At 75.2% G+C, this 24599-nt stretch carries 23 protein-coding genes; 12 read left to right on the top strand and 11 right to left on the bottom strand.

Going from position 1 to position 24599, the window contains the following annotated elements; genetic code table 11:
* Positions 1 to 218: 218 nt before the first annotated feature.
* Entirely contained in the window at positions 219 to 2423 is a 2205-nt protein-coding gene (locus tag ACFQZ6_RS33090; protein ID WP_381616847.1) for an MMPL family transporter, read from the top strand.
* A 22-nt stretch (positions 2424 to 2445) separates the two neighbouring features.
* Positions 2446 to 5058: a SpoIIE family protein phosphatase gene (locus ACFQZ6_RS33085; RefSeq protein WP_381616844.1), complete on the top strand. Its 2613-nt coding sequence runs from the start codon at positions 2446 to 2448 to the stop codon at positions 5056 to 5058.
* Here ACFQZ6_RS33085 and ACFQZ6_RS33080 read toward each other — a convergent pair.
* Positions 5055 to 5405 carry an ArsR/SmtB family transcription factor gene (locus ACFQZ6_RS33080; protein ID WP_381618851.1) on the bottom strand — a complete coding sequence of 117 codons (351 nt, stop codon included), beginning with the start codon at positions 5403 to 5405 and terminating at the stop codon, positions 5055 to 5057. The genes ACFQZ6_RS33085 and ACFQZ6_RS33080 overlap by 4 nt on opposite strands.
* Positions 5406 to 5554: 149 nt before the next feature.
* Positions 5555 to 7270: a SulP family inorganic anion transporter gene (locus ACFQZ6_RS33075; RefSeq protein WP_381616841.1), complete on the bottom strand. Its 1716-nt coding sequence runs from the start codon at positions 7268 to 7270 to the stop codon at positions 5555 to 5557.
* Positions 7271 to 7461: 191 nt separating this feature from the next.
* Here ACFQZ6_RS33075 and ACFQZ6_RS33070 point away from each other — a divergent pair, with 191 nt between their 5' ends.
* Positions 7462 to 8076 (top strand): TetR/AcrR family transcriptional regulator, encoded by a 615-nt coding sequence (locus ACFQZ6_RS33070; RefSeq protein WP_381616838.1) that lies wholly within the window; start codon positions 7462 to 7464, stop codon positions 8074 to 8076.
* 21 nt (positions 8077 to 8097) lie between these two features.
* Here the strand turns inward: ACFQZ6_RS33070 and ACFQZ6_RS33065 are convergent, their stop codons facing one another.
* Positions 8098 to 9033, bottom strand: coding sequence for a LysR family transcriptional regulator (locus ACFQZ6_RS33065; protein WP_381616835.1), 936 nt, complete (start codon positions 9031 to 9033; stop codon positions 8098 to 8100).
* A 139-nt stretch (positions 9034 to 9172) separates the two neighbouring features.
* On the opposite strand from ACFQZ6_RS33065, the gene ACFQZ6_RS33060 reads away from it, so the two are divergent.
* The gene (locus tag ACFQZ6_RS33060; protein WP_381616832.1) at positions 9173 to 10375 is read left to right on the top strand and encodes an MFS transporter; all 1203 of its coding nucleotides are present in this window, start codon (positions 9173 to 9175) and stop codon (positions 10373 to 10375) included.
* Between the two features lie 70 nt (positions 10376 to 10445).
* Here ACFQZ6_RS33060 and ACFQZ6_RS33055 read toward each other — a convergent pair whose 3' ends face one another.
* Positions 10446 to 11858, bottom strand: coding sequence for an LCP family protein (locus ACFQZ6_RS33055; protein WP_381616829.1), 1413 nt, complete (start codon positions 11856 to 11858; stop codon positions 10446 to 10448).
* 202 nt (positions 11859 to 12060) lie between these two features.
* Here ACFQZ6_RS33055 and ACFQZ6_RS33050 point away from each other — a divergent pair, with 202 nt between their 5' ends.
* Positions 12061 to 13281 (top strand): NAD(P)/FAD-dependent oxidoreductase, encoded by a 1221-nt coding sequence (locus ACFQZ6_RS33050; RefSeq protein ID WP_381616826.1) that lies wholly within the window; start codon positions 12061 to 12063, stop codon positions 13279 to 13281.
* Positions 13282 to 13299: 18 nt separating this feature from the next.
* On the top strand, positions 13300 to 14259 hold the full coding sequence (locus tag ACFQZ6_RS33045) for a sigma-70 family RNA polymerase sigma factor (RefSeq protein ID WP_381616823.1): 960 nt from the start codon (positions 13300 to 13302) through the stop codon (positions 14257 to 14259).
* A gap of 66 nt (positions 14260 to 14325) precedes the next feature.
* On the opposite strand, the gene ACFQZ6_RS33040 is transcribed toward ACFQZ6_RS33045, so the two are convergent.
* Positions 14326 to 15384, bottom strand: a complete 1059-nt coding sequence (locus ACFQZ6_RS33040) for a nuclear transport factor 2 family protein (RefSeq protein WP_381616820.1) — start codon at positions 15382 to 15384, stop codon at positions 14326 to 14328.
* Positions 15385 to 15531: 147 nt separating this feature from the next.
* On the opposite strand from ACFQZ6_RS33040, the gene sigJ reads away from it, so the two are divergent.
* Entirely contained in the window at positions 15532 to 16464 is a 933-nt protein-coding gene (gene sigJ, locus ACFQZ6_RS33035) for an RNA polymerase sigma factor SigJ (protein ID WP_381616817.1), read from the top strand.
* A gap of 13 nt (positions 16465 to 16477) precedes the next feature.
* Here sigJ and ACFQZ6_RS33030 read toward each other — a convergent pair whose 3' ends face one another.
* Genes ACFQZ6_RS33030 through ACFQZ6_RS33015 form a run of 4 tightly spaced genes read right to left on the bottom strand, consistent with a single transcriptional unit; the run spans position 16478 to position 18504 of the window.
* Positions 16478 to 16954 (bottom strand): hypothetical protein, encoded by a 477-nt coding sequence (locus tag ACFQZ6_RS33030; protein WP_381616815.1) that lies wholly within the window; start codon positions 16952 to 16954, stop codon positions 16478 to 16480.
* A complete protein-coding gene (locus ACFQZ6_RS33025) occupies positions 16938 to 17429 on the bottom strand; it encodes an RNA polymerase sigma factor (protein ID WP_381616812.1) in 492 nt (163 codons plus the stop codon). The genes ACFQZ6_RS33030 and ACFQZ6_RS33025 overlap by 17 nt, the downstream gene beginning before the upstream one ends.
* Before the next feature lie 44 nt (positions 17430 to 17473).
* The gene (locus ACFQZ6_RS33020) at positions 17474 to 18076 is read right to left on the bottom strand and encodes a class F sortase (protein WP_381616809.1); all 603 of its coding nucleotides are present in this window, start codon (positions 18074 to 18076) and stop codon (positions 17474 to 17476) included.
* Entirely contained in the window at positions 18073 to 18504 is a 432-nt protein-coding gene (locus tag ACFQZ6_RS33015; RefSeq protein WP_381616806.1) for a sortase-dependent protein, read from the bottom strand. Before ACFQZ6_RS33015 ends, ACFQZ6_RS33020 begins: the two co-directional genes overlap by 4 nt.
* Before the next feature lie 166 nt (positions 18505 to 18670).
* Between ACFQZ6_RS33015 and ACFQZ6_RS33010 the strand changes: the two genes are divergently transcribed.
* Both ACFQZ6_RS33010 and ACFQZ6_RS33005 read left to right on the top strand, forming a co-directional pair.
* On the top strand, positions 18671 to 20257 hold the full coding sequence (locus tag ACFQZ6_RS33010) for a penicillin-binding transpeptidase domain-containing protein (RefSeq protein ID WP_381616803.1): 1587 nt from the start codon (positions 18671 to 18673) through the stop codon (positions 20255 to 20257).
* Positions 20254 to 20706 (top strand): hypothetical protein, encoded by a 453-nt coding sequence (locus tag ACFQZ6_RS33005; protein ID WP_381616800.1) that lies wholly within the window; start codon positions 20254 to 20256, stop codon positions 20704 to 20706. The genes ACFQZ6_RS33010 and ACFQZ6_RS33005 overlap by 4 nt, the downstream gene beginning before the upstream one ends.
* 12 nt (positions 20707 to 20718) lie before the next feature.
* On the opposite strand, the gene ACFQZ6_RS33000 is transcribed toward ACFQZ6_RS33005, so the two are convergent.
* Complete coding sequence (locus ACFQZ6_RS33000) at positions 20719 to 20949, bottom strand: hypothetical protein (RefSeq protein WP_381616797.1); 231 nt, start codon at positions 20947 to 20949, stop codon at positions 20719 to 20721.
* A 101-nt stretch (positions 20950 to 21050) separates the two neighbouring features.
* On the opposite strand from ACFQZ6_RS33000, the gene ACFQZ6_RS32995 reads away from it, so the two are divergent.
* The gene (locus tag ACFQZ6_RS32995; protein WP_381616794.1) at positions 21051 to 21830 is read left to right on the top strand and encodes a class I SAM-dependent methyltransferase; all 780 of its coding nucleotides are present in this window, start codon (positions 21051 to 21053) and stop codon (positions 21828 to 21830) included.
* A 12-nt stretch (positions 21831 to 21842) separates the two neighbouring features.
* Here ACFQZ6_RS32995 and ACFQZ6_RS32990 read toward each other — a convergent pair whose 3' ends face one another.
* The gene (locus ACFQZ6_RS32990) at positions 21843 to 22244 is read right to left on the bottom strand and encodes a VOC family protein (protein WP_381616791.1); all 402 of its coding nucleotides are present in this window, start codon (positions 22242 to 22244) and stop codon (positions 21843 to 21845) included.
* Between the two features lie 111 nt (positions 22245 to 22355).
* On the opposite strand from ACFQZ6_RS32990, the gene ACFQZ6_RS32985 reads away from it, so the two are divergent.
* Positions 22356 to 22739 (top strand): VOC family protein, encoded by a 384-nt coding sequence (locus ACFQZ6_RS32985; RefSeq protein WP_381616788.1) that lies wholly within the window; start codon positions 22356 to 22358, stop codon positions 22737 to 22739.
* A gap of 172 nt (positions 22740 to 22911) precedes the next feature.
* Positions 22912 to 24489: a hypothetical protein gene (locus ACFQZ6_RS32980; RefSeq protein ID WP_381616785.1), complete on the top strand. Its 1578-nt coding sequence runs from the start codon at positions 22912 to 22914 to the stop codon at positions 24487 to 24489.
* Positions 24490 to 24599 lie beyond the last annotated feature (110 nt).

The raw sequence follows: 24599 nt of genomic DNA, 5'->3' as shown, positions 1-24599 counted from the left end.
AGGCGCGGCCCGGCCCCGCCCGCCGTGCGCGGGAGGCGCTGACCCGCCCGGCGGCGGGCGACGGCACGGGGGCACGGCGCCCACGATGGAGCCGCTCGACCCGCCCTCCCCGTACGCCGGGACCGCGGGTGTCCCCGGGCGTCCCGCCGCCGCGCCCGGCCGCCGAACGGCCGTCCCGCGTCCGTGCGCCCTTCCGTCTCCTCACAGGAGCCACAGCCATGAACCGACTGACACGCCGGATCGGCGACGCGAGCGCCCGCCGTCCCTGGGTGACCATCGCCGCCTGGCTGGCCGCGCTGGTCCTCCTCCTGCCGCTGGCCGCGCTGGCCGGTGCCTCGTTCGTGGACGACCTCGTCGCCCCGGGCAGCCAGAGCGAGGAGGCGATGGACCTGCTGGAGGAGCGGTTCCCGGAGGCGTCCGGCGGCACCGCGATGGCGGTGTTCGCCGTCCCGGAGGGGCAGCGGATAGCCGGTCACCGGCCCGCCGTCGAGGCGGCGGTGGACCGGATCGCCGAGGTGGCGCACGTGGCCGTGGTCAGCGATCCGTTCACCGCGGGCACGGTCTCCCCGGACGGCCGGATCGGCTACGCGCGGATCGCCTTCGACGTGCCGCCGATGGAGGTGGACCCGGAGGACGTCGACGCGCTGGACGCCGCGGTCGCACCGGCGCGCGGGGCCGGGGTGACGGCCGAGCTGGGCGGTGACGTGGTGTTCATCAACGCCAAGACGCCGACGTCGGGCGCGGAGGCGGCGGGGCTGCTGACGGCGCTGGTCATCCTGGTGGTCGCGTTCGGCACGGTCACGGCGGCGCTGGTGCCGGTCGCGCTCGCCGTGGTCGCCGTCGCGGCGGGTCTGGGCGGCGTCGCGCTGCTGTCGCACGCCATGGACGTCTCCAGCGCCGCGCCGACGATCGGCGCGATGATCGGCCTGGGCGTGGGCATCGACTACGCCCTGTTCATCGTGGCGCGCTGCCGGGAGAACCGGGCCGCGGGCCAGGACGCGCGCACCGCGCTGTCGAACGCCATGGCCTCGTCGGGCGTGGCGGTCCTGTTCGCCGGGGGCACCGTCGTGGTGGCGATGAGCGCGCTGGCGCTGACCGGTCTGGGCTTCCTGACGTCGATCGGGCTGAGCACCTCGCTGGTGGTGCTGTGCGCGGTGGCGACCGCGCTGACGCTGCTGCCCGCGCTGCTGTCCCTGCTGGGCGAGCGGGTCCACCAGGGGCACGCGCGCGGGGGACGCTGGCGGCTGACCCGGCGTCGCGCGGGTGCCGGGCGGCCCCAGGAGACGGCGTGGTGGCGGTTCGCGCACCGGGTCTCCGGGCGCCCCTGGCCGTACCTGCTGGCCGCGTGCGCCGCGCTGGTGGCGCTGGCGCTGCCGTCGCTGCGGATGGAGACGGGGTTCCCGGACGCGGGCGACGACGCCGTGAGCACGACGCACCGGCGCGCCTACGACCTGCTGGCGGAGGGCTTCGGCCCCGGTTTCAACGCGCCGCTGCTGATCGTCGTCGACCTGCGGGAGCCGGGGGTGGACGCCGACGGCGTCACGGCGCTGTCCCGGCGCGTCGCCGACGACCCCGGCATCGCGTCGGTGGGCGAGCCGCAGGTCTCCGCGGCGGGCGACACGGTGGTGCTGCCGACGGTGCCGACCACCGCCCCGGCGGACCCGGCGACCGCCGACACCCTCGTCCGGGTCCGCGACGCCGTGCCCGGCAACGTCGCCGTGTCGGGGCTGACCGCGATGACCGACGACCTCACCCGGCAGCTCGGTCACACCCTGCCGGTGTTCGTCGCCGCGGTCCTCGTCGTGTCGTTCCTGCTGCTGACGCTGGTGTTCCGCTCGGTGGCGGTGCCGCTGAAGGCCGCCGTGCTGAACCTGCTGTCCATCGGGGCCGCGTACGGCGTCGTCGTCGCCGTCTTCCAGTGGGGCTGGCTGGCGTCCGTGTTCGGCCTGGAGGAGACGATGCCGATCGCCTCACCGCTGCCGACGGTCTTCTTCGCGGTGCTGTTCGGGCTGTCCATGGACTACGAGGTGTTCCTGCTGTCCCGGGTCCGCGAGGAGTACGACGCCACCGGTGACCCCGTGGAGTCGGTGGCCCGGGGGATGGCGGTCACCGGGCGGGTGATCACGTCCGCCGCGCTGATCATGACGGTGGTCTTCCTCAGCTTCGTCGTGAACCCGTCACCGCTGGTCAAGATGATGGGCCTGGGGCTGGCCACCGCCGTCGTGCTGGACGCGACGATCGTCCGCATGGTGCTCGTCCCCGCGGCGATGGCCGTGCTGGGCCGGGCGGCCTGGTGGCTGCCGCGCTGGCTGGAGCGGCGCCTGCCGCGCCGGGCGCCGCGGTCGCCCGAGCCGCCGGTCGCCCTGCCGGAGGGCACCGCGCGGGACGGGCACGGGCACGCCGTGTCGCCCTTTTCAGGTTGACCGGCGTGGGCACCCAGCCCGTATGGGTTGCCCCATTCCGCCCGGAGTGCCGTCCCGGCGGCTCTCCCCGGCGCCCGAGAACGTCACGGCCGCCCGGCGGTTCGTGCGGGCGGCGCTGGCCGGTGCCGCGCCGGACGTGCTGGACACCGCCGAGCTGCTCACCGGCGAGCTGGTGACCAACGCGGTGGTGCACGCCCGCACCGAGGCCGAGGTGTGGGCGTGGGCCGACGGCGGCCGGGCCCAGGTCCGGGTCAGCGACCGGCGTCCCGAGTGGGGCGTCGTACCGCACGAGAGGCACCCCTACGCCAGTACGGGGCGTGGTCTGGCGCTGCTGCGGGAGCTGGCCGCCAGCTACGGCGTGCACAGCGACGCGGAGCGCAAGACGGTCTGGTTCGACCTGTGGCCCGAGGCGGCGGCGCCCCCGACGTCGGCGTGGGAGACCCTGGCGCCGCCCGGCCGCACCGTGACCGTGGCCCTCAGGGACGTGCCGTACACCCTGTACTGGGCGGCGCAGCAGCACTGGGAGGGCCTGCTGCGCGAGCTGCTCCTCGTCTCCCTGTCCGGCGGCGCGGCGGGGGTGCCGCCCAAGGACCTGGCCGTCGCCCAGGACACCAGCCATCTGGTCTCCTCGTCCATGACGGCGGCGGTGGAGCAGGAGACCCCGGACAGCACCACGCTGTCCCTGCGGGTCGCCTTCGCCGCGGACGCCGCGCCGGGGGTGGCGACACTGCGCCGGGTCGTCGACGCGGCGGAGGCGGCGGCCCGCCAGGGTGACCTGCTCGCGCTCCCGGCGCTGCCGCAGATCCGGGGCTTCCGCCACTGGCTGTTCGACGAGATCGCCGGTCAGCTCTCCGGCGCGTACCCCACCTCGTGGACGCAGGCGCCGGGGACCCCGGGCGCCTCCCCCGCGCAGCTCGCGCCGTGGGACGCGAGCGAGGTGGAGGCCGCGGACGTGCCGACGGTCGCGGCCGACGACCGCAACCGGATCATCGCGGTGAACCACTCCGCGGCGAGCCTGCTGGGCTGGCAGGCGCACGAACTCGTCGGGCGGCGGCTGACGGCGCTGATGCCCGAGCACCTGCGGGCCCGCCACCGGGCGGCGTTCACCTCGCTGCTGCTGACCGGCGAGTCCCGCATCCTGGGCCGCTCCATCCCGGTCCCGGCGCTGCACCGGGACGGCAGGGCGATCCCCGTCCGGCTGTTCATCCAGACCCAGGAGGCGGTCGACGGGCGCACGGTCTTCGTCGCCCAGCTCACCGCGACCACGGCTCCCCCGGCGCCGTCCGAGCCGCCGCGGGAGGAGGGGTACGTCACCCGGCCGGTGCCGGGCCCCTCGCGGCTGCCCACCGCCGCCGAGCGGCGGGCCACGGCGGTGGACGGGCGGCGGGCGGCGGAGTGGCTGCCGGTGTTCGCCGCCACCAGCAGGGCGCTGACCAGCACCCTCGATCCCCCCGAGATGCTGCGCCGGGTGTGCCGGGTGCTCACCCGGCACCTGGCGGACTGGTGCGCCGCGGACCTGCTCGACGAGCACGGCCGGGCGGAACGGGTCTGCATCGTGCACCGCGATCCGCGGGCGCGGATCTCGGCGGAGCACCTGGGACGGCTCCCCGCGGCGCCCGAGAACACCGGCGACCCGCTGTCGCGGGTGCTGCGCGGCGCGGGCCCGCTGCTGGTCACCGACCTCTCCCCGCTCCGCCCCACCCAGAGTCCGCTCGACGCCCGGCAGCGGGACCTGGTGACGCGGCTGGGCGGCGGCAGCGCCGTGCTCGCGCCGCTGCGGGCCCGGCGGGGCGTCGTCGGCGCCCTGACCATGGTCCGCGTCCGTGACGAGGAGCCGTTCGTCAAGGACGACCTCGTGCTCATCTCGGAGCTGGTCCGCAGCATCGCCCTCGGCGTCGACGACGCCCGGCTGCACCAGTCCACCCGCTCCAACGCCGAGCAGCTCCAGCGCGCCCTGCTGCCCGAGCTGCCCCGGGTCGGCCAACTGGAGCTGACCGCCCGCTACGTGCCGTCCAGCGCCACGGCGGAGGTCGGCGGGGACTGGTACGACGCCTTCACGCTGCCCGACGGCGACACCGCGCTGGTCATCGGGGACGTGTCGGGGCACGACCTGCAGGCCGCGGTCGCCATGAGCACCCTGCGGAACATGCTCCGCGGCATCGCCGTCGACCGCCAGGAGCCGCCCGGGGTCGTCCTGCGCCGGGTGGACCTCGCCAGCGGCACCCTGTCCCCGGAGCTGACCGCCACCTGTGTGTACGGCGTCCTCAAGGGCGACGGCGGGCGGTGGAGCCTGCACCACGCCTCCGCGGGCCATCCGCCGCCGCTGCTGACCACGCGGTCGGGCGAGGCCCGCTACCTGGACACGGGCGGCGGTCTGCTGCTCGGCGTGGATCCCGGGGCGCCCCGCCCCTCGGCCCACGACGAGCTGCCGCCGTACTCCACCCTGCTGTTCTTCACGGACGGCCTGATCGAGCGCCGTGGTGAGCCCATCGACGACGCCCTGGAACGCCTGCGCCAGCACACCGGCGCCTACGCGCGGGCGCCCCTCGACGTCTTCTGCGACGAGCTGATCATCCAGCTCGGCGCCGACAGCACCGACGACATCGCCCTGCTCGCGCTGCGCCCCACCCCCTAGGACCGCGCCCGGCCCTCGCCCGGCGTGGCCCGGAGGTCGGCCAGCAGCTCGGCCTGTCCGGCGAGCAGCCCGGACAGGATGGTCCGCGCGACCCGCAGGAGTTCCGCGACCTGGGGGCTGGTCAGCGAGTAGTACACGGTGGAGCCCTCCTTGCGGGTCCTGACCAGGTTGGCCCGCCGCAGCACGGCCAGTTGCTGGGACAGGTGCGCGGGCTCGATGCCGACCTCGGGCAGCATCTCCGCCACCGCGTGCTCCCGTTCGCTGAGCAGTTCCAGGACCCGGATGCGGGCCGGGTGCCCCAGCGTCTTGAAGAACTCGGCCTTCAGTTGGTACAGCGGCGTACTCATCGTGCCGTCGCCTCCCCGCCGCCCCGGCGCGCCCGCACCGGCCGGGGCCCGGCGCACCGCGTCCATCCGCTCGTCACGTCCATGCGGTACATCCTCGCCCCCGGCGCCCGCCGCGCCGAACCCGGCCACCGCGTACGGCGACGCCGGGCTCATCGCGCGGCCTCGGCACGGTTCCCGGCCGGGGGCAGTACGTCCGTCAGCTCCAGGTGGGCGCGGGCGTGGCGGATCGCCTCGGGGGTGGTGGCGAAGTCCCGTCCCTGGTGCCGCAGCAGCTCCAGCGCACCCACGGAGTCCAGGACCTGCCGCTGACCGGGGCGGATGCCGGACGCCAGGACGAGGACGCCGCGCCGCGCCAGCTTCCGCACGGCGTCCTTGAGGACGAGGGCCCCGGTGGCGTCCATCGTCGACACCCGCGACATCCGCAGGATGACCACCCGTACGTCCGCCACCTCGGCCAGCTCCAGCAGGAAGCGGTGCGCGGCGGCGAAGAACAGCGGTCCGTCGATGCGGTAGGCGACGATGTGCTCGGCGAGCAGGGCGTGCTCCTCGGCGCTGTGGTCGCCCCGGTCGAGCGGCACCTGGTCGAAGCGGACCTGCTGGGCGACGGCGCGCAGGGCGAGCACGGCGGCCACGACCAGGCCGATGATCACCGCGTACACCAGGTCGAGGACGAGGGTGGCGACGGCGGTCAGGACGAGGATCAGCGCGTCGGAGCGGGTGGCCCGCGCCATCGCCCTGAGCGAGCCGACCTCGACCATGCGCACGGCGGTGGCCAGCAGCACCCCCGCGAGCGCGGCGAGCGGGATGCGCTCGACCAGCGGCGCCGCCGCGAAGACGATCACCGCGAGGACCACGGCGTGGGTGAGGGCGGAGAGCCGGGAGCTGGCGCCGGTGCGGACGTTGACGGCGGTCCGGGCGATCGCGCCGGTCGCGGGCACCCCGCCGAACAGCGGCGCGGCGATGTTGGCGATCCCCTGGCCGAACAGCTCGCGGTCGGGGTCGTGCCGCTGGCCCACGGTCATGCCGTCCGCCACCGACGCGGACAGCAGGGACTCCAGCGCCGCGAGCGCCGCCACCGCCACGGCCGGGGCGAGCAGCGCGCCGAGCGTTCCGACGTCGAGGAAGCCGAGGGAGGGCGCGGGCAGTCCGGCGGGCAGGTCGCCGATGGGCCGGGCGGCGTGCAGGCCGGTGGTCTCGGCGACGACGGTGGCCGCGACGACGGCGACGATGGAGAACGGGACGCCGGGCCGCCAGCGCGCCCCCGCCAGCATCACCGCCGCGACGGCCACCGCGAGGCCGACCGCCGTCCAGTTCGGGTCCCCCGCGAACGCCCGGACGGCCCCCCAGGTCACGGCGAGCACGTGGTCGCCCTCGGGCTTGGGCACGCCGAGCGCGTTCGGGACCTGCTGGAGCGCGATCACGCAGGCGATGCCGAGGGTGAAGCCCTCCACCACCGGCGCGGGCACGTACCGCATGTACGTCCCGGCGCGCAGCACGGCCAGCGCCACCAGCATGACGCCCGCCATCAGTCCCACGGTGAGCACCCCGGCCGGGCCGTGCTCGGCGACGATCGGCACCAGGACGACGGTCATGGCCCCGGTGGGCCCGGACACCTGGAGGTTGGAGCCGCCGAACAGCGCGGCGAGCACCCCGGCGACCACGGCGGTGGCCAGCCCCGCCTCGGCCCCGAGCCCGGAGGACACGCCGAAGCCGAGCGCGAGCGGCAGGGCCACGATCGCCACGGTCAGCCCGGCGAGCAGGTCCCGCCCGGGGGCGCGCCGCACGTCCGCCAGGTCGGCGCGGGCGGGCAGCAGCGCGGTGACACGGGCCACGGCCCGGCGTATCCGCGACGGCGCAGGGGTCACGAGTCCTCGACTTCCTCATGCGCGCAGGCGCATCTCAGCAATTGCGAAAGTTGGCAATTCAGCATGTTGGCACACCTGGACCAGCGCGGACCAGCCATGGAGGTGATACGCCGGAGAAGAGAGGGATTGCCCGTACTTGCCCCACTCCGCGGTGGAATCATGGTGCCGCACCCCTACAGAGCGGAGTCGGCGTGGTGGAGCGAGCACAGGACGACGGACCAGGGCCGGACGAGGAGGCGCTGCTGTGGACCGTGGCGGCGGCGATGCGCAGGCTGGGCCCCAACGCGAGCATGGCGCAGATCGCCCGTGAGGCGGGCCTGGCCCCGGCCGCCCTCTACCGCCGCTTCCCCACACCCGACCTGCTGCACGACCGGCTGGCCGAGGCGTTCTCCGACCGGCTCCTCGCCCATCTCCAGCAGACGTTCAGCCTGCCCGTCGAGCGGCAGTTGGAGCACTTCCTGCACACCGTGGGACTGCACCTGGCGCTGAGCCACGGCGTCCTGCCGCACCAGTTCGGCCGCATGGCCACCGCCGACCAGCGCGAACGCCTCTACGAGGCGACCAGCCAGCTCCTGGAGCGGGGCAGGCGGGCCGGTGTGATCGCCCCCGACGTCGCCCTCTCCGACATCGCCACCGTCATCTGGGGGCTGCGGGGCATCGTCGCCACCACCGACGCCATCGCCCCGGACGCCTGGGAACGGCACCTCGACATCGCCGTGGCCGGGCTGAGGAACCCGGCGCTCACCTTCACCCGCCCGCCGCTGAGCACCGAGACCCTGGACCGGGTGATCCACCGGCCCGTCTGACGGTCCCGGACGCGGCGGCGGTCAGTCCGGCCGCACCCAGCCCGGCACCCAGGTCCCGGGCGCGTCATGGCCGGGCGTCGTGGCGGCGAGGTGGGCGCGCAGGGTGGTCAGCGCCGGGTGGGGGTTGTCGCGGTGCCAGAGGAGGGAGTGCGGGTAGACGGGCGTCGGGTCGGTCACCGGGATGCGGCGCAGCCCGTGGTCGGCGGGCCAGACCAGCCGGGTCAGCTCCCCCATGAAGGTGGCGAGCGCCGGGGTGTCGGCGACGGTGTCGAGGAGCGCGTCGGAGCCGAAGTTGGGCCCGGTCGCCTCGATGGTGAGGCCGAACTCGGCCACGAGGTCGTCGTAGTAGGCGGCCCACTCGGTGCCGGGCACGATGCCCGGCATCCAGATCCGGTGCCCGGCGAGCTGGGCGACGGTCACCGAGCGGGCGCCCGCCAGCGCGTGGCCGGGGCCGGTGAGGAGCTGGAGCGGTTCGTCGAGGACCCGCACGGACTCGATGTCCTCGGGCAGCGGACGGCCGGGCGCGGCGACGGCGCGGAAGGACGCGTCGATCTCACCGGAGCGCAGCGCGGCGACGGCCGTACCGATGTCGAACAGCCACACCACGTCGAGGTCGACGGCGGGGTGGGCGCGGTGGAAGGCGCGCATCAGGCCCGACGCGGCGCCGCGTGAGGCGATCACGTCGACGCGCAGCGGGCGGCGCCCGGGGCGCACGGAGGCGACCGCGCGCTCCTCGACGCGCAGCAGTTCGCGGGCGTGGGGCAGGAACGCCTGCCCGTCGATGGTCAGCTCGGCGCCGCGCGGGGTGCGGGTGAACAGCCGTACGCCGAGGTCGCGTTCCAGGGCGGCGACGCGTTTGGAGACGGCCTGCTGGGTGACCGCCAGCCCGGCGGCGGCCTCCTGGAACCGCCCCGCGTCGGCGACGGCGACGAAGGTCCGGATGGTGTCGAGGTCCATGCCGCCCACCCTAGGAGCACAACTGTTGGTTGTGAGCAGGTGGCTCCGTGGTTGTTTGATCCACGGGTACGCGGCCCGCTTCGATGTCCCCGGTCACAAAACGGTTGTGCGGGTGAGGGTCGTCAAGGGGGCGTCGGGCATGGGGAGCGGGCGACGGTTCGGGTGGCTGTGGGCGGCGTACGGCACCAGCGCGCTCGGTACGTGGCTCGCCTTCGGCGCGCTGCCGCTGATCGCGGTCCGGGTGCTGGACGCCGGACCGGTCGAGGTCGCCGCGCTCGCCTCCGTGGGGGCGGCGGTGGGCGCCGCCGTGGCGGTGCCGCTGGGGCCGTGGGTGGAGTTCCGGAGCAAGCGGTACGTCATGGTCGCGACGGACCTGGTCCGGTGCGCGGCACTGCTGACGATCCCGGTGGCGTACGCGTGCGGGGCGCTCACCTTCCTCCAGCTCCTGCTGGTCTCGGCGGTCGTCGCGGCGGCCGACATCACCTTCCGGGCCGCGTCCGGCGCGTATCTGAAGGCGCTGCTGCCCGCCGAGGAGCTACTGGTCGCCAACGCCCGCTTCGAGGCGACCAGTTGGACGACGACGATCGTCGGGCCGCCGCTGGGCGGGGTGCTGGTCGGGTTCCTCGGCCCGGTGGCGACGGTGGCCGCCGACGCGGTCAGCTATCTGCTCTCCGCCCTCGGCGTGCACGCCTCCCGTGGCCCCGAGCCGCGCCCCGGGCGCCGGAAGGCCGTACGCCCGCGGGCCCGGGACCTGCTGGAGGGCTGGCGGTTCATCCTCGCCGACCCGGCACTGCGTCCGCTGTTCCTCAACACCGCCGTGTTCAACGGGCTGGTGATGGCCACCCAGCCGCTGCTGGCGGTGCTGATGCTCGGGCGGCTGGGGTTCACGCCGTGGCAGTACGGCCTCGCCTTCGCCGCCCCCTCGGTCGCCGGGCTGCTCGGCGCCCGGCTGGCCCGGCCGCTGGTCACCCGGTACGGGCGGCACCGGGTCCTGACCGGGGCCGGGACCCTGCGCGCGGTCTGGCCCCTGGGGCTGGCCTTCCTGGGGCCGGGCACCGGCGGGCTCGTCCTCGTCATCGGCGTGGAGTCCGGGCTGATCTTCTGCTGCGCGGTGTTCAACCCCGTCTACGCCACCCACCGCCTCCAGCGCACCCCCGCCGACCGGGTCGCCCGCACCCTGTCGGCCTGGGCGGTGACGGGCAGGGCCACGACCGCCGTCCTGACGGCCGCCTGGGGCGTGCTGGGCACCCTCCTCGGCCCACGGACGGCCATCGGCCTGGCGGGCGCGCTCCTGCTGACGACGCCCCTGCTGCTGCCGCGCCGCCCGCGCACGGCCGACTGAGGACGAGGACGCGGACAGCGGACGGGGGACGAGGGACGAGGACAACCGGTCAGCGGACGAAGACGACCGGTCAGTGGATGTCCTCGACCTCAAGGTCCTTGCCCACGACCAGCGTGACCACGCCCGCCGCCGCGTCGTCCGCCTGGGTGGCGGGGACCCCTCCGGGCAGCCGGGCGGCGAGCGCCGCGGCCTGCCGCTCCAGACCCGCCGGGTACGTCACCGTCGTCGTGCCGGTGGCCTCCGGGGTGTTGCCCGTGCCGGTGACCCTGAGACCGGCGCCGGTCAGCCGCTCGGCGACGGTGGCGGCGAGGCCGGAGGTGCCGGTGCCGTTGAGGACCTGGACGGAGACGGAGGAGGCGTAGAGGGGCTCCTTCGCGACCGCCTCCAGCCGGTCCTTGTCGACCTCCTTGTCCTTGGCCAGGTCGGTGAACAGCTCGGTGGCCAGCGGGTACTGCCAGACGACGTTGGCCGTGTCGCTCGGCACGTCGGCCTCGCGCGGGTAGTTGGGGACCGTGAGGAAGGTCAGCCGGTCGCTGGGGATGCCCTTCAGTTCCGTACCGAGCCCGTACAGCGGCTTGATCCCGGCCAGGTCGGGGTCCGTGGTGAGGGACTTGGTGGCGGACTTCAGGAAGCCGTAGAGCGCGTTCGGGCTGGTCAGCTTGGACTGCGCCTTCTCGGCGAGGGCGTTCATGAACTCCTGCTGGCGGCCGATGCGCCCGATGTCGGAGCCGTCGCCGACGCCGTAGCGGACCCGGACGTAGCCGAGGGCCTTCTCGCCCTCGACGGTCTGGCAGCCGGGCTCCATGTCCAGCTTCGCCTTGTCGGAGTGGATGGCCTCCTCGGGGCAGACCTCGATGCCGCCGAGGGCGTCGACCATGCCCTTGAAGCCCTGGAAGTCGACGGACATGAAGTGGTCGATGCGCAGCCCGGTGTTGGTCTCCACGGTCTTGATGGTGCAGGCGGCGGCCCCGGCGACGTCACCGCTGGTGCCGCCGAGCGCGAACGCCTCGTTGATCTTGAAGTGGTGGACCGGGGAGGTGCTGCCGTCGCCCTTGTCGCACGCGGGGATCTCCACCCAGGAGTCACGCGGGAACGACACGACCGTGGCCCACTCCCGGTTCGCCGGGATGTGCAGCACCATCAGCGTGTCCGACTGCATGGTGGTCAGGTCCTTGCCGTACTTGGCGTTGGCGCCCTCACGGCTGTCGGAGCCGACGACGAGGATGTTCTTCGACCCCGGGCTGAGCTTCTCGGGACGGTCGCCGCCGATCTTGTCGTCCACGTCGGCGGACGTGATGTTGTCGTTGAGGTCGTGGTAGACCCACGCGCCCACCCCGGCGATCCCGAGGACGACGACCGTGGTCACCCCCGCGCTCCACGCCAGGATCCGCCCCCGCCGGGTCAGCCGGGACTTCCCCGCGCCGCCCGGCGTGCGCCGTCGTTTCCCCGATCCGCTCACCCGCGCCCCCTCTGTCGATCGCATGGTCGGAGGCTCGGCCGCCTCACCGTGATCAGACCACGATCGTCGCCTGATGGTTGCACGCCGCCGAACACGTACTCGAATACGCCTGGACGCGGCGATATCACTCGTTCGGGTACCAATCCGGATATCTCTGTCAGGAATCGCGGCGCCGTCCCGCTCAGCCTTCGGGGAGCAAACGAACCGCACGAGCACGGAGCACCACATGAAGCACCACATCGCCGTTCTCGGCGCCGGTTACGCCGGGGCCTACGTGGCCGGGAACCTGGTCCGCCGACTGTCCCCGCGGGACTTCGCGATCACCGTCGTCAACGCCGAGCCGGACTTCGTCGAGCGGCTGCGGCTGCACCAGCTCGCGGTCGGCCGGAAGGTAGAGGCCCCGAAGCTCACCGACGTCTTCGCGGGCACCGGGATCCGGCTGCGCGTGGCCCGGGTCACCGCCATCGACCCCGAGCGCCAGGTCGTCACCGTCACGGACCCCGACGGGACCCAGGACGAGCTGGCCTACGACACCCTGTGCTACACGCTCGGCAGCCATGTCGCCGACCACGGCGTCCCCGGGGTGACGGAGCACGCCTTCCACGTCACCCGTCGGCCCGCGGCGCTGCGGCTGCGCACCCGCCTGGACGAGCTGGAGGCCCTCGCCGGACCGGACGCCGACCGGCGGGTGCTGGTCGTCGGCGACGGCCTCACCGGCATCGAGACCGCCACCGAGATCGCCGAGGGCCGACCCGGCCTCGCGGTCACCCTGATCGCGCGCGGCGAGCTGGGCGCCACGCTCGGCCCCGGGGCCCGCCGCCATCTGCGCCGGGCCTGCGACCGGCTGGGCATCGCCGTCCGGGAGCACACCACCGTCGAGGCCGTCGAGGCGACCGGGGTGCGGTGCGCCGACGGCACCGTCCTGCCGTCCGACGCCACGGTGTGGACGGGCGGGTTCACGGTCAGCCCGCTCGCCGCCGCCAGCGGGCTCACGGTCACCGCGAACGGCCTGGTCGTCGTCGACCGCGCCATGCGGTCGGTCTCGCACCCGAACGTCTACGCGGCGGGCGACAGCGCCCACGCCATCGGCGACAACGGCCGACCGCTGCCGATGTCCTGCGGCTCGGCCGGGTACACCGGACGGCAGGCGGTGGCGTCGATCGTCGCCAGCCTCACCGGCCGCGAGGTCCCGCGCACCCCGCTGGTCTACCTGGGCAACCACATCAGCCTCGGACGGCGGGACGGCATCCTCCAACTGGTGGACGGTGAGGCACGCCCCCGGCGGGGGTACGTGGGAGGCCGGAAGGCCGCGCGGGTCAAGGCGGCCATCCTGCGGGGAGCGCTGTGGACCACCTCGCACCCCACCTTCGGCCTGCCCTGCCGCAGGCGCCGTCTGTCCGCCGCGGCCCACGCGCCCCACGCGCCCGCCGAGAAAGCCGTCGTGTAGCCACCTAGGGTGGTCCGAGTGAACAGCGCCACCACCGATCGCTTCGACACCGGTCGCTTCGAGGCCAGCCGCAACCGGCTGGCCTCGCTGGCGTACCGGCTGCTCGGGTCCGCCGCCGACGCCGAGGACGCCGTGCAGGACGCCTTCCTGCACTGGCAGGGCGCCGACCGGCAGCGGATCCGGGTGCCGGAGGCGTGGCTGACCAAGGTCGTCACCAACCTCTGCCTGGACCGGCTCCGCTCGGCGCGGGCCCGCCGGGAGCGCGCCGTCGGCGCCTGGCTGCCGGAGCCGCTCCTGGACGGCGACCCGATGCTCGGCCCCGCCGACACCTTCGAGCAGCGCGAGTCGGTCTCGCTGGCCGTGCTGACCCTCATGGAGCGCCTGTCGCCCCAGGAACGGGCCGTCTACCTGCTGCGGGAGGCGTTCTCCCACAGCCACGCCGAGATCGCGGAGATCCTCGACATCAGCGAGGCCGCGAGCCAGCAGCACCTGCACCGGGCCCGGCGCCGCGTCGCCGCCGAGCGCGGGCACGGCGGCGGCAGCGAGGTCGATCCGGCGTCCGCCCGCCGGATCGTCGAGGAGTTCTTCACCGCCGCCGCCTCCGGCCGCACCGAACGCCTGGTGGCCCTGCTCACCGACGACGCGACCGCGGTCTCCGACAACGCCGGTCGCACCGGGACGCTCCAGCGGTACGACTCCCCGCAGCGCGTCGCCGCCGTCGCGCGGGCCGGTTTCCGGTCCACCCCGGCGAAGCGGCGGCTGGCCGGGGGCGTGTCGGCCGTCCACTACGCGCTCGTCAACCGCGCCCCCGCGCTGCTCTTCGTCCGTGGGGACCAGGTCATCGGCGCCGTGGCGTTCGACCTCGCCGACGGCGGGATCACCACCCTGCGCGGCATCGCCGCCCCCGACCGCCTCGCCCGGCTCACCGCGGCCTGGCGGCGGAGCGCGCCGCGGGAGCCGCTCGTCGCCGAGTGGTGAGGCGCGTCGTGGTGAGGCGCGTCGTGGTGAGGCGCGTCGTGGTGAGGCACACCGTCGTGAGGCGCGTCAGAACCCGATGGCCTCGCGGAGCAGCAGGACCGTGCCCCGGCCCGGCCGCGGCTCCGCGTTCAGGACGAGCAGTCGGTTGACGGCGCTGGGCCTGCCGTACACCGCCTGGGCGCGGACGTTCTCCAGGGGCAGGGCGTGCTCCTCGATCCGGCGCAGCGCGGTGGCGAGGTCGGGCACCACCTTCTGCGCGCCGACGACCCAGACGGCCCGGGCGGCGCCGCCCGCGTTGGCGGGCAGTTGGGTGCCGCTGCCCGAGGCCAGCACGAGCGAGCCGGTCTCCGTGACCGCGGCGACACTGTTGACGACGACGTCAGGGCTGGCCGCCAGCCGTCGTATCTCGTCGGCCTGCGTGGCGCGGTCCATGGCCAGGATCCGCGGCCGGACGGCGTCGTACCGGCCGCTGCCGCTGATGTCCTCCTCGATGCCGGACAGCCGCAGCGTCTCGCTGGCGCCGGTGAAGACGCTGGCGCCCTCGGGGAGCAGTTCCCGGACGCGGACGCGGGCCGCCGCGGCGTCGTCGAGGATCTCGACGGTGAACCCGTTGGCGCGCAGCGCGTCGGCCGCCCGCTCCAGCCGCTCGGCGGGTGCCGGGGCGTCGAAGCCCGGGGCGGCGTCGGCGGCCCGGGGCGCGCCGCCGGTCAGCGGGGAGGTGTCGAGGTACCTGACTTCGTACACCCGCTCGGCGAACCTCCAGCCCTCCTCGGTGCGCTGGTAGCGGTCGTGGTAGACGGCGAAGTTCATGCCCTGGCGTCCGTCGAGGGCGCGCGCGAGTTCCTGGACGTAGGTGCGGCCGGTCGCGGTGTCCCCGTCGAGCACGATGGTGCCGGGGTGGCTGTTCTGCACGAAGAAGTCCCACTGGCGCTGCAACCGCTCGCCCCCGGCGAGGATCTCCTCGCGGCCGACCTGCTCCACGGGGATGTTGGGCATCCGCAGGACGCCGTCCGGGGTGAACAGGGCCGCCAGGCGGGGCCGGTCGCGCATCATCAACGCGTCGGTGAACTCGGCGCGCAGCGCCTCGATCTCGACGCGGTCGGCGACGGCCTGGAAGTCGTTCATCGGGTTCCCTCTCGGTGTGGGTGACGTCCTCACCCTTACGACAACGCGGCCCGCCCGAATGTGAGGTGACGCCGCGTCGTCACATCCCGGGGCGCCGCCGGGTCGTAGCGGGGAGGCCACGGCGGCGAGCGAGGGAGACGGCGGACCATGACCAGCGGAGCGACCACCCGTGCCGAGCGGAGCGATCCGGACCTCGGCGTGCTCCTGGGCGAGCGGCACCACCTGCTGAACCTCGGCTACCGGCTCCTCGGGTCCCGTACCGACGCCGAGGACGTCGTGCAGGAGACCTACGCCCGCTGGTACGCGCTGTCGGAGCGGCAGCAGCGGGCCGTGGAGTCGCCCGGCGCCTGGCTGGTGACGGTCGCCAGCCGCATCTGCCTGAACCTGCTCGGCTCGGCGCGGGCCCGGCGGGAGACGTACGTGGGCGACTGGATACCGGAGCCGCTGCCCGGGCCCGCCGGGCACCTCACCGGGCGTTCCGGCGCCGACGACCCGGCCGAGCGGATCGCGCTTGACGAGTCGGTGACGATGGCCTTCCTGGTCGTGCTGGAGGCGATGACCCCGGCCGAGCGGGTCGCGTTCGTGCTGCACGACGTCTTCCGCTACCCGTTCGGCGAGGTCGCCGAGATCGTCGGCCGTACCCCGGCGGCCTGCCGCCAACTGGCCTCCTCGGCCCGCCGACGGGTGCGCACCGCACGGCCGCCCGCGGGCCCGGGGGCCGGGCAGGCCAGCGTCGTGCGGCGGTTCCGTACGGCGTGGGAGGCGCGGGACATCGACGCCCTGGTCGGCCTGCTCGACCCCGGCGCCACCGCGACCGCCGACGGCGGCGGGCTGGCCGTCACCCATCCGCGCCCGATCGTGGGCGGCGAGTGGATCGCGCGCGCCTACGCCGAGATCGCCCGGGTCGCGGGCCACCGCACGACGTTCGAGGAGCGCGTGGTCAACGGCCTGCCCGGGCTGGTCGCGTGGCAGGACGGCGCGCTCGCGACCGTGTTCGCGTTCGAGGTCGCGGGCGGCCGGGTCAGGAACATCTGGGCGGTGCGCAACCCGGAGAAGCTCCGGGCCTGGCAGGCCGGTTGAGGGGCCCGGCCCGCTACCGGGGCGCCGTGGTGCTGGTCGCCGTGGTGTCCCGGGCGCGCGACGGTGACGGGTCGGTGACCGGTGGGTCGTCCGTGGCCGCCGAGGGCCTGGCCTGGTCCCGTGCGGTGGTGGGGTCCGCGGTGGGGGTGTCGGGGACGGGGCTGGCGACGGGGGCCGTGGCGCTCGGCGCGGGAGCGGGCGGGGTGCGCGGGGCGGGCGAGACGCTGGTGAGCGGTGGGGCGAGGGGGGTGGCCGGGCGGTCGGGGCCGCCGGTGCCGGGCTGGCGCAGCGGCAGGACGACGAGGGCGGCGACCCCGCAGGCCACGGCGGTGCCGAGGGCGGCGCGCAGCAGCTTGCGGCGGGCCGCGCGGCGCCGGATCGCCGTGTAGCGGCCCGGCGGTGGGCCCAGGAACTCGGTAGGGGGCCGCAGGATGACCGCGAGCGGATCGTCGGGGGCGAAGTCCGGGTCCTCGTCAGAGTGAGTGATCAAGGCTTCTCCTCAGGTGAGCGCGGAGCAGTTCGCGGGCCGCGTGCAGGTCGGCCTTGATGGTTCCCTCCTTGCGCCCGGTCAGGGCGGCCACCTCCCGGATCGGCATGTCAGCGTAGTAGTGCAGCAGGATCGGCACGCGCAGTCGCTCCGGCAGCGCCTGGACGAGCAGCCGCACCGACGGGTCGGCCTGTTCGGGCTGCGGGGTCAGGGCGGCCTCGGTGCTGGCCCGGTGCACGGCCCGGCGTTCGCGCTCCAGTCTGCGCCAGTGGTCGCGGACGATGTTGGCCGCGGTGACGTAGAGGAACCCCCGTGGTTCGGACACGGAGGTCCAGCGGGCCCACAGCCGGGTGAACGCCTCGGAGGCGATCTCGTGGGCCGTCTCGTCGTCGTCGACCAGTCGGCGGCACCACCCGGCGAGACGCGGGTAGAGGGCGACGAACAGCTCGGACGCTGCCGTTTCGCGCGAGCGTTTCAACGTTCTCCAAGGATCTCCGTGGGGGTGGCGCGGGGCGCGGCTGCTCAGTTGCCCGGACCGGTGGCGTCCAGCGTCGCGAAGACGATGACGTTGTCCGGGTAGCCGTCGGCGGTGCGCTGGCCGCCGCAGGTGACGAGCCGCAGCTCCGGTGCGCCGACGTCTCCGTACACGTCGTCGGTCGGGAACCGCGCCTTCGCGACGGTGCGCACGGAGGTGACGGTGAACGCCACCTCCGTGCCGTCCTCCAGCCGGGCCACGACGCCCGCGCCCCGGCGCAGCGCGGACAGGTGCCGGAAGACCCCGTCGCCGTAGCGGCCGACGGTGACGTGGCCGAGGATCACCGACGGTCCCGTCTGCCCGGGTGCCGGGGAGTGCTCGTACCAGCCCGCCCGGTCGTGCGCGGTGACGGGCGGCACCTCCACCGTGCCGTCCGGGGCGAGCCCCAGCCGGATGAGGGGCGTGTCGACCCCGATGGCCGGGACGCGCAGCCGTACCGGCACCGGACGCCCCGTCGGGGACGCGGAGTTCGCCGGGGTCCGGGTGCCGGGCGGGGTGCGCGCCCCCCGCCCGGCCGGAGGGCCACCGCAGCCTGCGAGCGGCGTGGTCAGGGCCGCGAGGGCGAAGGCCCGTCTGGAGAGCGCGGTCATGCGCCGGCGGCCCGCCCGCGGCGGTGGCGTACGAGGACGACGGCGCCGCCGCTCAGGGCGACCGCCGCGGCGGCGCCCCCGCCGACCAGCGTGCCGCCGTCGCCCGGCTCGGAGGCCGTGGGCGCCACGCCGGTGTCCGGCGCCCCGCTGGGCACGACGGACACCTGCGGCCGGGTCGGCTCGGCGGAGGGCGCGGTACTGGCGTCGGAGTCGCCGGTGGCCGGGGCGGGCGCGGCGGTGCCGTCGGTGGCCGGTGCGGGCGTCGCGGTGTCGTCGGTGGCGGGGGCGGGCGTCGGCGTGGCGTCGCGGTCGGGGGCCACGGTGGGGCTGGCGGGGGCCGGGCTGCCGCCGTCGGCGTGGGCGGGCAGCGCGGCCCCGAGGACGGCGGTACAGCCAACGGCCAGGGCGGTGAGGGCGGTTCGGCGCATCGGTGTCGCTCACTTTCGTCGTGGTGACGGGTCGTGCGGAGAGACGAGGCAGCGAGGGAGCACGTTGCAAAGAGAAGGTAAAGCCGTGTGGGGCGCGCGCGAGGTGAACCGGATGCGGTGGCGCCCACGTTGTGCGGTCGGTACGGCAAGCACCGGGGAGGACACGTTGAACGGGAAGACCAGACTCGTCGTCGCGGGGACGACCGTCGCGCTGCTGGCGGCGGGCGGTTACGCGGTGGTCGACGCGGCCGGTTTCCTCCGCGAGACCGGCCCGCTCACCGCCGACGAGATCAGCTCGGCGTCCCGGGGCTTCCTGGACGCGTGGGCGGAGGGGGACGTGGCCGCCGCGGCCGGTCTCACCGACGACGCCGGGGCGGCCTCCGACGCCCTGACCCTCTTCCGGCGGGAACTGGGCCCACGGCTGACCGTACGGCCCGCCCCCACCACGTCCGCCACGGTACCGTTCGACGTCACCGTCCGCCTCGACGGGGAGGGCGCCGGTTCGGTGTGGACGTACGGCTCCGCCCTGACGGTCGTACGGGACCCGGAGTCGGACGGCGAGGCGCGGGTGGCCTGGTCGCCGAAGGTGGTGCACCCCCGGCTGGCGAACGGCGACCGGCTGGAACTGGCGCGGGCGGACGGCATGTCGGTCCGGGTCACCGACCGGGACGGCCGGAGGCTGACCGCCGAGGAGTTCCCCTCGCTCGCGTCGGTCATCCCCGAACTGGGCGAGCGGTACGGCGAGAAGCTGGGCGGACGCCCCGGCACCGAGGTCCGCGTCACCCGGCGCGACGGCCGTCCGGGACCGTCGCTGCACGAGGTGTCGGCGGGTACCCCGGCGACGCTGCGCACCACGCTGTCGGCGCGGGTGCAGCGGGCCGCCGAGCGGGCGGTGGCCGACCACCCGCGGTCCTCCGCGGTGGCGGTCGCGCCGAGCAGCGGCGAGATCCTGGCGGTGGCGAACAACCGGGAGGACGGCTTCAACGCGGCCTTCCTGGGCCAGCGCGCCCCCGGCTCCACCCTGAAGGTGATCACCTCGGCGGCGCTGCTCGAGGAGGGCGTCGTCAGCCCGTTCCGGCGGGCGGAGTGCCCGAAGTACGCCGAGTACGGGGGCGCCACCTTCCACAACCTCGACGGGTTCGAGATCCCCGGCGGCACGTTCTCCGACGCCTTCGCGCGGTCCTGCAACACCACCTTCGTCAAGGCCGCGGACGACATCGGCTCGGACACCGTGGCGCGCGAGGCCAGGGAGGTGTTCGGGCTCGGGCTGGAGTGGCACAGCGGTCTGGCCACGTTCGACGGCAGCGTCCCGGAGGCGAAGGGCGCCGAGAAGGCGGCCGGGATGATCGGGCAGGGCCGGGTGCAGGTGAACGCGCTGAACATGGCGTCGGTCGCCGCGACCGTCGTGGCGGGCCGGTTCCGCCAGCCGGTGCTGGTCGCCCCGGAACTGGCCGGGCAGCCCGTCGCGGAGGCACCTCGGTCCCTGCCGCGCGGCGTCGCCGGGCAGTTGCGGGACCTGATGCGGCGTACGGCGACGGAGGGCACGGCGGCGCGGGCGCTGGCCGGGCTGCCGGGGGACGTCGGCGCGAAGACGGGGTCGGCGGAGGTCGGCGGGGCCGCCGTCTCCGACAGTTGGTTCACCGGGTTCCGCGACGACGTCGCGGCGGCGGCCGTGGTGGAGGAGGGCGGCCACGGCGGCGACGCGGCCGGGCCCGTCGTCCGCGAGATCCTGGCCGCGGGGGACGCCCCGTGAGGACCGCGCAGGGCTGGGCGGGCCGCCTGTCCTGGTACGGGCTGTTGGCCGTCGCCGCCGCGACGGCGGTCGTGGCGGGTTCCGCACGCGGGCCAGCGCCCGACGCGCACCACGTCGAGGCGGGGCAGGTCTGCCGCTCCACGCTGCCGCCCGGCCTGGAACTGTCCTGCGGCACCGACGGGTTCGGCGACCTGCGCCGCGTGTGCCCCGGCCACGGCACCTGCACCCGCACCACGGCGGTCACGGTACGCAACGACGGCACGTCCGCCGTCTACGTCACCGTGATCAGCGGCCCCCGCCAGGGCGTCCGCGACCAGGGAGCGAACCACCTCGTCCCCTCCGGCGCCACCGCCGTCCTGCGCCCCGGCAGGGCGGAGTACCTGTACGACATCACCCTCCGAGCAACCCACCCGGAACCGGCGGTCCTGAAGGTGGTACAGGTCCGCTGACCCGCCCCGTCCTCAGGTGATCGTCTCGCCGTCGTGGAGGCCGCCCACGCAGCGCTTGGTGAAGGTGTCCGTGCTGCCCTCGACCGCCGAGATGACGATCACGCCGCCGCCCTGGACGCACTCGTACGCGCTGACGTCGGCGGCGGCGTGGGCGGGACCGGCGGACAGGGCCAGAACGGTCAGGGCCGCGGCCAGCGCCTGGAACGGCAGGGTCGTGGACGTCATGCGGGGTACGCGGGTCATCGGGGTTCTCTTTCCGTCTCCGGGGCCCAGTGCGCCTCCAGCGTCACCCGTGCCCCGGAGGGCCGCTAGTCGGCCGCCCGCCGTACGGCTAGCGTGACCGGATGGAGCAGAGCCAACAGCCGTCCCCCTCCTCCTCGTTCGGCACGGCCGCGGTCGCCTACGCCGAGCACCGTCCGGACTACGCGCGCCCCGCCGTGCGCTGGGCCTTGGCGCCCGCGCCCGGCCCGCGGGTGCTCGACCTCGGCGCGGGCACCGGCAAGCTGACGGGCACGCTGCTCGCCCTCGGCGCCGAGGTCACCGCGGTCGAGCCCGACCCGGCGATGCGGGCGGAGCTGCGCCGCGCCCTGCCGGACGTGCGCGCCCTCGCGGGCAGCGCCGAGGCGATCCCGCTGCCGGACGCCAGTGTCGACGCCGTCCTGGCGGGCAACGCCCTGCACTGGTTCGACATGGCCGCCGCCGGACCGGAGATCGCCCGCGTCCTCGCCCCCGGCGGCGTCCTCGCTGGCCTGTGGAACCTCCTGGACGACGAGGTCGAGTGGGTCGCCGCACTGGCGCGGGTCGCCACCGCGGCGGCCATCGGCCCCCGGGACACGCCCGCGAGCTGGCGTACGGAGACGGCCGCCGCGCACCTGCCCAGGGGCGGCGCGGACGCCTGGTTCGAGACGCCGGAACAGGCCGTGTTCCCGCACGCCCAGCGCCGTACCGCCGACTCCCTCGTGGCCACCCTCGCCACCCGCGCGGGCGTGCTGGTCATGCCGGAGCCGGACCGCCGGGCCCTGCTGGACCGCGTCCGCGCGTTCCTCGCCAGCAGACCCGAGACCGCCCACGGCGAGTTCACGCTCCCGATGCTGACCGGCGTACTGCGCGTCCGGCGCCGGTGAGGCGGCGCACCGTCACGACTGCTGCCGGGCCGGGGGCACCGCCAGACAGAACTCGTTACCCTCAGGATCGGCGAGGACGACGTTGTCGGCGTGCCGGGCCCGGACGGTCGCGCCAAGAGCGGTCAGGCGACGGACCTCCGCCCCCGGGTCCGCCGCGCGCAGGTCCAGGTGCACGCGGTTCTTCACCACCTTGACCTCCGGCACCCGCTGGAACCACAGCCGGGGCCCGCCGTCCGCCCGCTCGACGAGCACCGTGGGGTCGTCTTCCGTACGGGTGATCCCCAGCGAGCGCAGCCGGGCCAGCTCGGCCTCGTCGTACGGGGCGACGGCGTAGCCGTCCAGGGCCGCGGCCCAGAAGCGGGCCAGGGACGCGGGGTGGGCACAGTCGAAGACGATGTCGTGGAGGTGTGCCATGCGCCCATGGTGGGCGCACGGCAGCGGCGCCGTCAGCGGGTGCGGCGCGATGATCGTTTGCGTGGGCGGCGCGGTGATCGTTTCCGTGGGCGGCTCCCTACACTGGCGCGCATGGCATGTCGCATCAGTGAACTCATCATCGACGCCGCCGATCCCGAGCGGCTCGCGGTGTTCTGGAGTGAGGTCCTCGGCTACGTCGAAGTGGGCCGCGAGGACGACGGGAGCATCGAGATCGGGCCGCCCGGCGTCGGCTTCGGGGGCCCGCAGCCCACGCTCATCCTCAGCCCCAGCACCGACCCGCGGCCCGCCAAGCTCCGGCTGCACATCGACGTCAACCCCACCGACCGCGACCAGGACGCCGAGTTGGAGCGGCTGCTCGCGCTCGGCGCCCGGCCCGCCGACGTCGGCCAGGACGGCACCGAGAACTGGCACGTGCTCACCGACCCCGAGGGCAACGAGTTCTGCCTCCTGCACGCCCGGATCGCGCCCGTGTGACGGCGCCCGGCGCGTCCCGTGTCGCTGGGCCGGGGGAACTCGCGGCGTTTCCGTGCGGAGGCGGCGCGGGCGTGGTCATGCTGGGGCCTCCTGTACGACGGCGGTTGACGCCAGCGAGGCGAAGAGCCGTGGGCGGGGCCCGGCCGGGTCACGCCCCGGTGGGGGGAAGAGCGTGTCCGAGGCTGAGGTGGACGGCGGTTCATCGACGGGTGCGGTGCCGCAGGTGCGTGGTGAGGGGCGAGGCCGCCCCAGCACGGCGAAGGGGAGCGGGGAACCGGGGGCGGGACAGCGGGAGTTCGCCCACGTGGTGCGCGAGCAGATCTTCGGGCCGCTGGCCAGCCGGGGCTGGTCGTACGCGCGGATCAGCGAACGGCTCGGGGCCGGGCCGTGGTTCGGCGCGGACGTGCTGCGCCGGATCGCCGACGGCAGGTGCGTGCCCGACCGGGAGGCGCTGGAGGCGGTCCTCGACCTCGTGGGCGAGGTGTCCGGGACGCCGGTGACCCGGGAGGCCCGGGACCATGTGCGGCAGGCGTACCTGCGGGCCCTTGAGCAGGCCCGCGCGGGCCTGCACCGGTGGTACATGGAGACCTTCGCCAACGACCAGCTCCGCGCGGAGACCGCCCGCGTGCGCCACCAGCACCTGGTGCAGCCAAGCGCCGGTACCGGTTCCGGCGGCGACGGCGGGGAGTCCGCGCCGCACGCCGCGCTGGCGCTGCGCCGGGAGGTGGCACGGCACGTGGACGACGTCGTCCGCGGCGGTGTCGTCCTGCCGGTGCGGCTGCTCGGGCCCGAACCGGCCGAGCCCGTCGACGTCACCGCCGTACTGGACGAGGTGGACGACGTCCTCCAGCACGTGGCGCGGGTGCTGCACCGGGCGATCGCCGCGGACGAGGCCGCCATGGCCGCCGCCGAGGCCCGCCGCCCGGAGCCGACGCCGACCCCGCCGCCGTCACCCGAGCCGGTGCCGGTGCCGGTGCCGCCGACCGTCGTGGGCCACCCGGGCGACGGTGACGACGGCCCGGGGCGCGGGGGCCGGGTCGCCGGGTACGTCACGACCGCCGTGCTGGTGGTGGCGGCGGTCCTGCTCGCCGCCGTCTACCTGCCGTCCCTGCGCGACGAGGACGCGGGCGGCGGCTCGGACACCGCCACCGGGCCGACGGCGTCCAGCACCCCGGGCGGCGGCGACGGCGCGGGAGCCGGGGCGGGCGACGGCGGCGACGGGAACGGCGGCCGGGGCTCCGGGCCCGGGCCGGTCGCCACGGGTGACAGGGACGGCGCGAACGGGCAGGGCGGCCAGGAGGAACCGGACGCCACGGCGACCACCCCCGACGACGGCGGCGGCACCGTCGACGACCCGGGCGACCCGGAGGTGTCCGACGACCCCACGCGGCCGGACACCGAGCAGGACACCGGCCCGGTGCTGGGCGGCGCGGGCATCAACGCCTCGCCGCGGCTGGACGGCGCCGACTGCTCCCAGCCGGTCGTGTTCACCTTCTCCGCCGCCGCGCAGCGGCCCGGCACCATCGAGTACACCTGGCACCCGGACGACCGCCTCATCGCCCGCGGCGTCCAGAGCCGCGCCGGGACGATGACGTTCACCGCCCCCAACGAACAGCACGAGGAGTTCAGCGTCCAGCTCACCGGCACCCAGCCCGGCGAACGCGTCCAGGGCGGCATGACCGTCGAGGTCACCTCCCCCCAGGCCGACCGCACGGTCATCGGGGACTCCTTCGACCTCACCTGCACCTAGGTGTTCTGTCCACGGAGGTTGGCGACAGCGATCACTGATGTGTGATCTTGAAATGGGTGAGGGCCTTCTGGCTCGGTGTGGATTGCGAGATCTGCACCGGCGACCAGAGA

The organism is Streptomyces flavalbus (assembly GCF_042674625.1).
GTDB lineage: Bacteria > Actinomycetota > Actinomycetes > Streptomycetales > Streptomycetaceae > Streptomyces > Streptomyces flavalbus.
The sequence above is the reverse complement of the archived record's forward strand: the minus strand, read 5'-3'. Positions and strand labels throughout refer to the sequence as shown.

Excerpts from the sequence above, each read along its gene's own strand:
- ACFQZ6_RS33040 (WP_381616820.1), bottom strand. The coding sequence starts at position 15,384 with ATGAACGACTTCCAGGCCGTCGCCGACCGCGTCGAGATCGAGGCGCTG.
- ACFQZ6_RS33055 (WP_381616829.1), bottom strand. The coding sequence starts at position 11,858 with ATGCGATCGACAGAGGGGGCGCGGGTGAGCGGATCGGGGAAACGACGG.
- ACFQZ6_RS33060 (WP_381616832.1), top strand. The coding sequence starts at position 9,173 with ATGGGGAGCGGGCGACGGTTCGGGTGGCTGTGGGCGGCGTACGGCACC.
- ACFQZ6_RS32985 (WP_381616788.1), top strand. The coding sequence starts at position 22,356 with ATGGCATGTCGCATCAGTGAACTCATCATCGACGCCGCCGATCCCGAG.
- ACFQZ6_RS33000 (WP_381616797.1), bottom strand. The coding sequence starts at position 20,949 with ATGACCCGCGTACCCCGCATGACGTCCACGACCCTGCCGTTCCAGGCG.
- ACFQZ6_RS32990 (WP_381616791.1), bottom strand. The coding sequence starts at position 22,244 with ATGGCACACCTCCACGACATCGTCTTCGACTGTGCCCACCCCGCGTCC.
- ACFQZ6_RS33090 (WP_381616847.1), top strand. The coding sequence starts at position 219 with ATGAACCGACTGACACGCCGGATCGGCGACGCGAGCGCCCGCCGTCCC.
- ACFQZ6_RS32995 (WP_381616794.1), top strand. The coding sequence starts at position 21,051 with ATGGAGCAGAGCCAACAGCCGTCCCCCTCCTCCTCGTTCGGCACGGCC.
- ACFQZ6_RS33050 (WP_381616826.1), top strand. The coding sequence starts at position 12,061 with ATGAAGCACCACATCGCCGTTCTCGGCGCCGGTTACGCCGGGGCCTAC.
- ACFQZ6_RS33080 (WP_381618851.1), bottom strand. The coding sequence starts at position 5,405 with ATGAGTACGCCGCTGTACCAACTGAAGGCCGAGTTCTTCAAGACGCTG.
- ACFQZ6_RS33065 (WP_381616835.1), bottom strand. The coding sequence starts at position 9,033 with ATGGACCTCGACACCATCCGGACCTTCGTCGCCGTCGCCGACGCGGGG.
- ACFQZ6_RS33020 (WP_381616809.1), bottom strand. The coding sequence starts at position 18,076 with ATGACCGCGCTCTCCAGACGGGCCTTCGCCCTCGCGGCCCTGACCACG.
- ACFQZ6_RS33085 (WP_381616844.1), top strand. The coding sequence starts at position 2,446 with ATGGGTTGCCCCATTCCGCCCGGAGTGCCGTCCCGGCGGCTCTCCCCG.
- sigJ (WP_381616817.1), top strand. The coding sequence starts at position 15,532 with ATGACCAGCGGAGCGACCACCCGTGCCGAGCGGAGCGATCCGGACCTC.
- ACFQZ6_RS33015 (WP_381616806.1), bottom strand. The coding sequence starts at position 18,504 with ATGCGCCGAACCGCCCTCACCGCCCTGGCCGTTGGCTGTACCGCCGTC.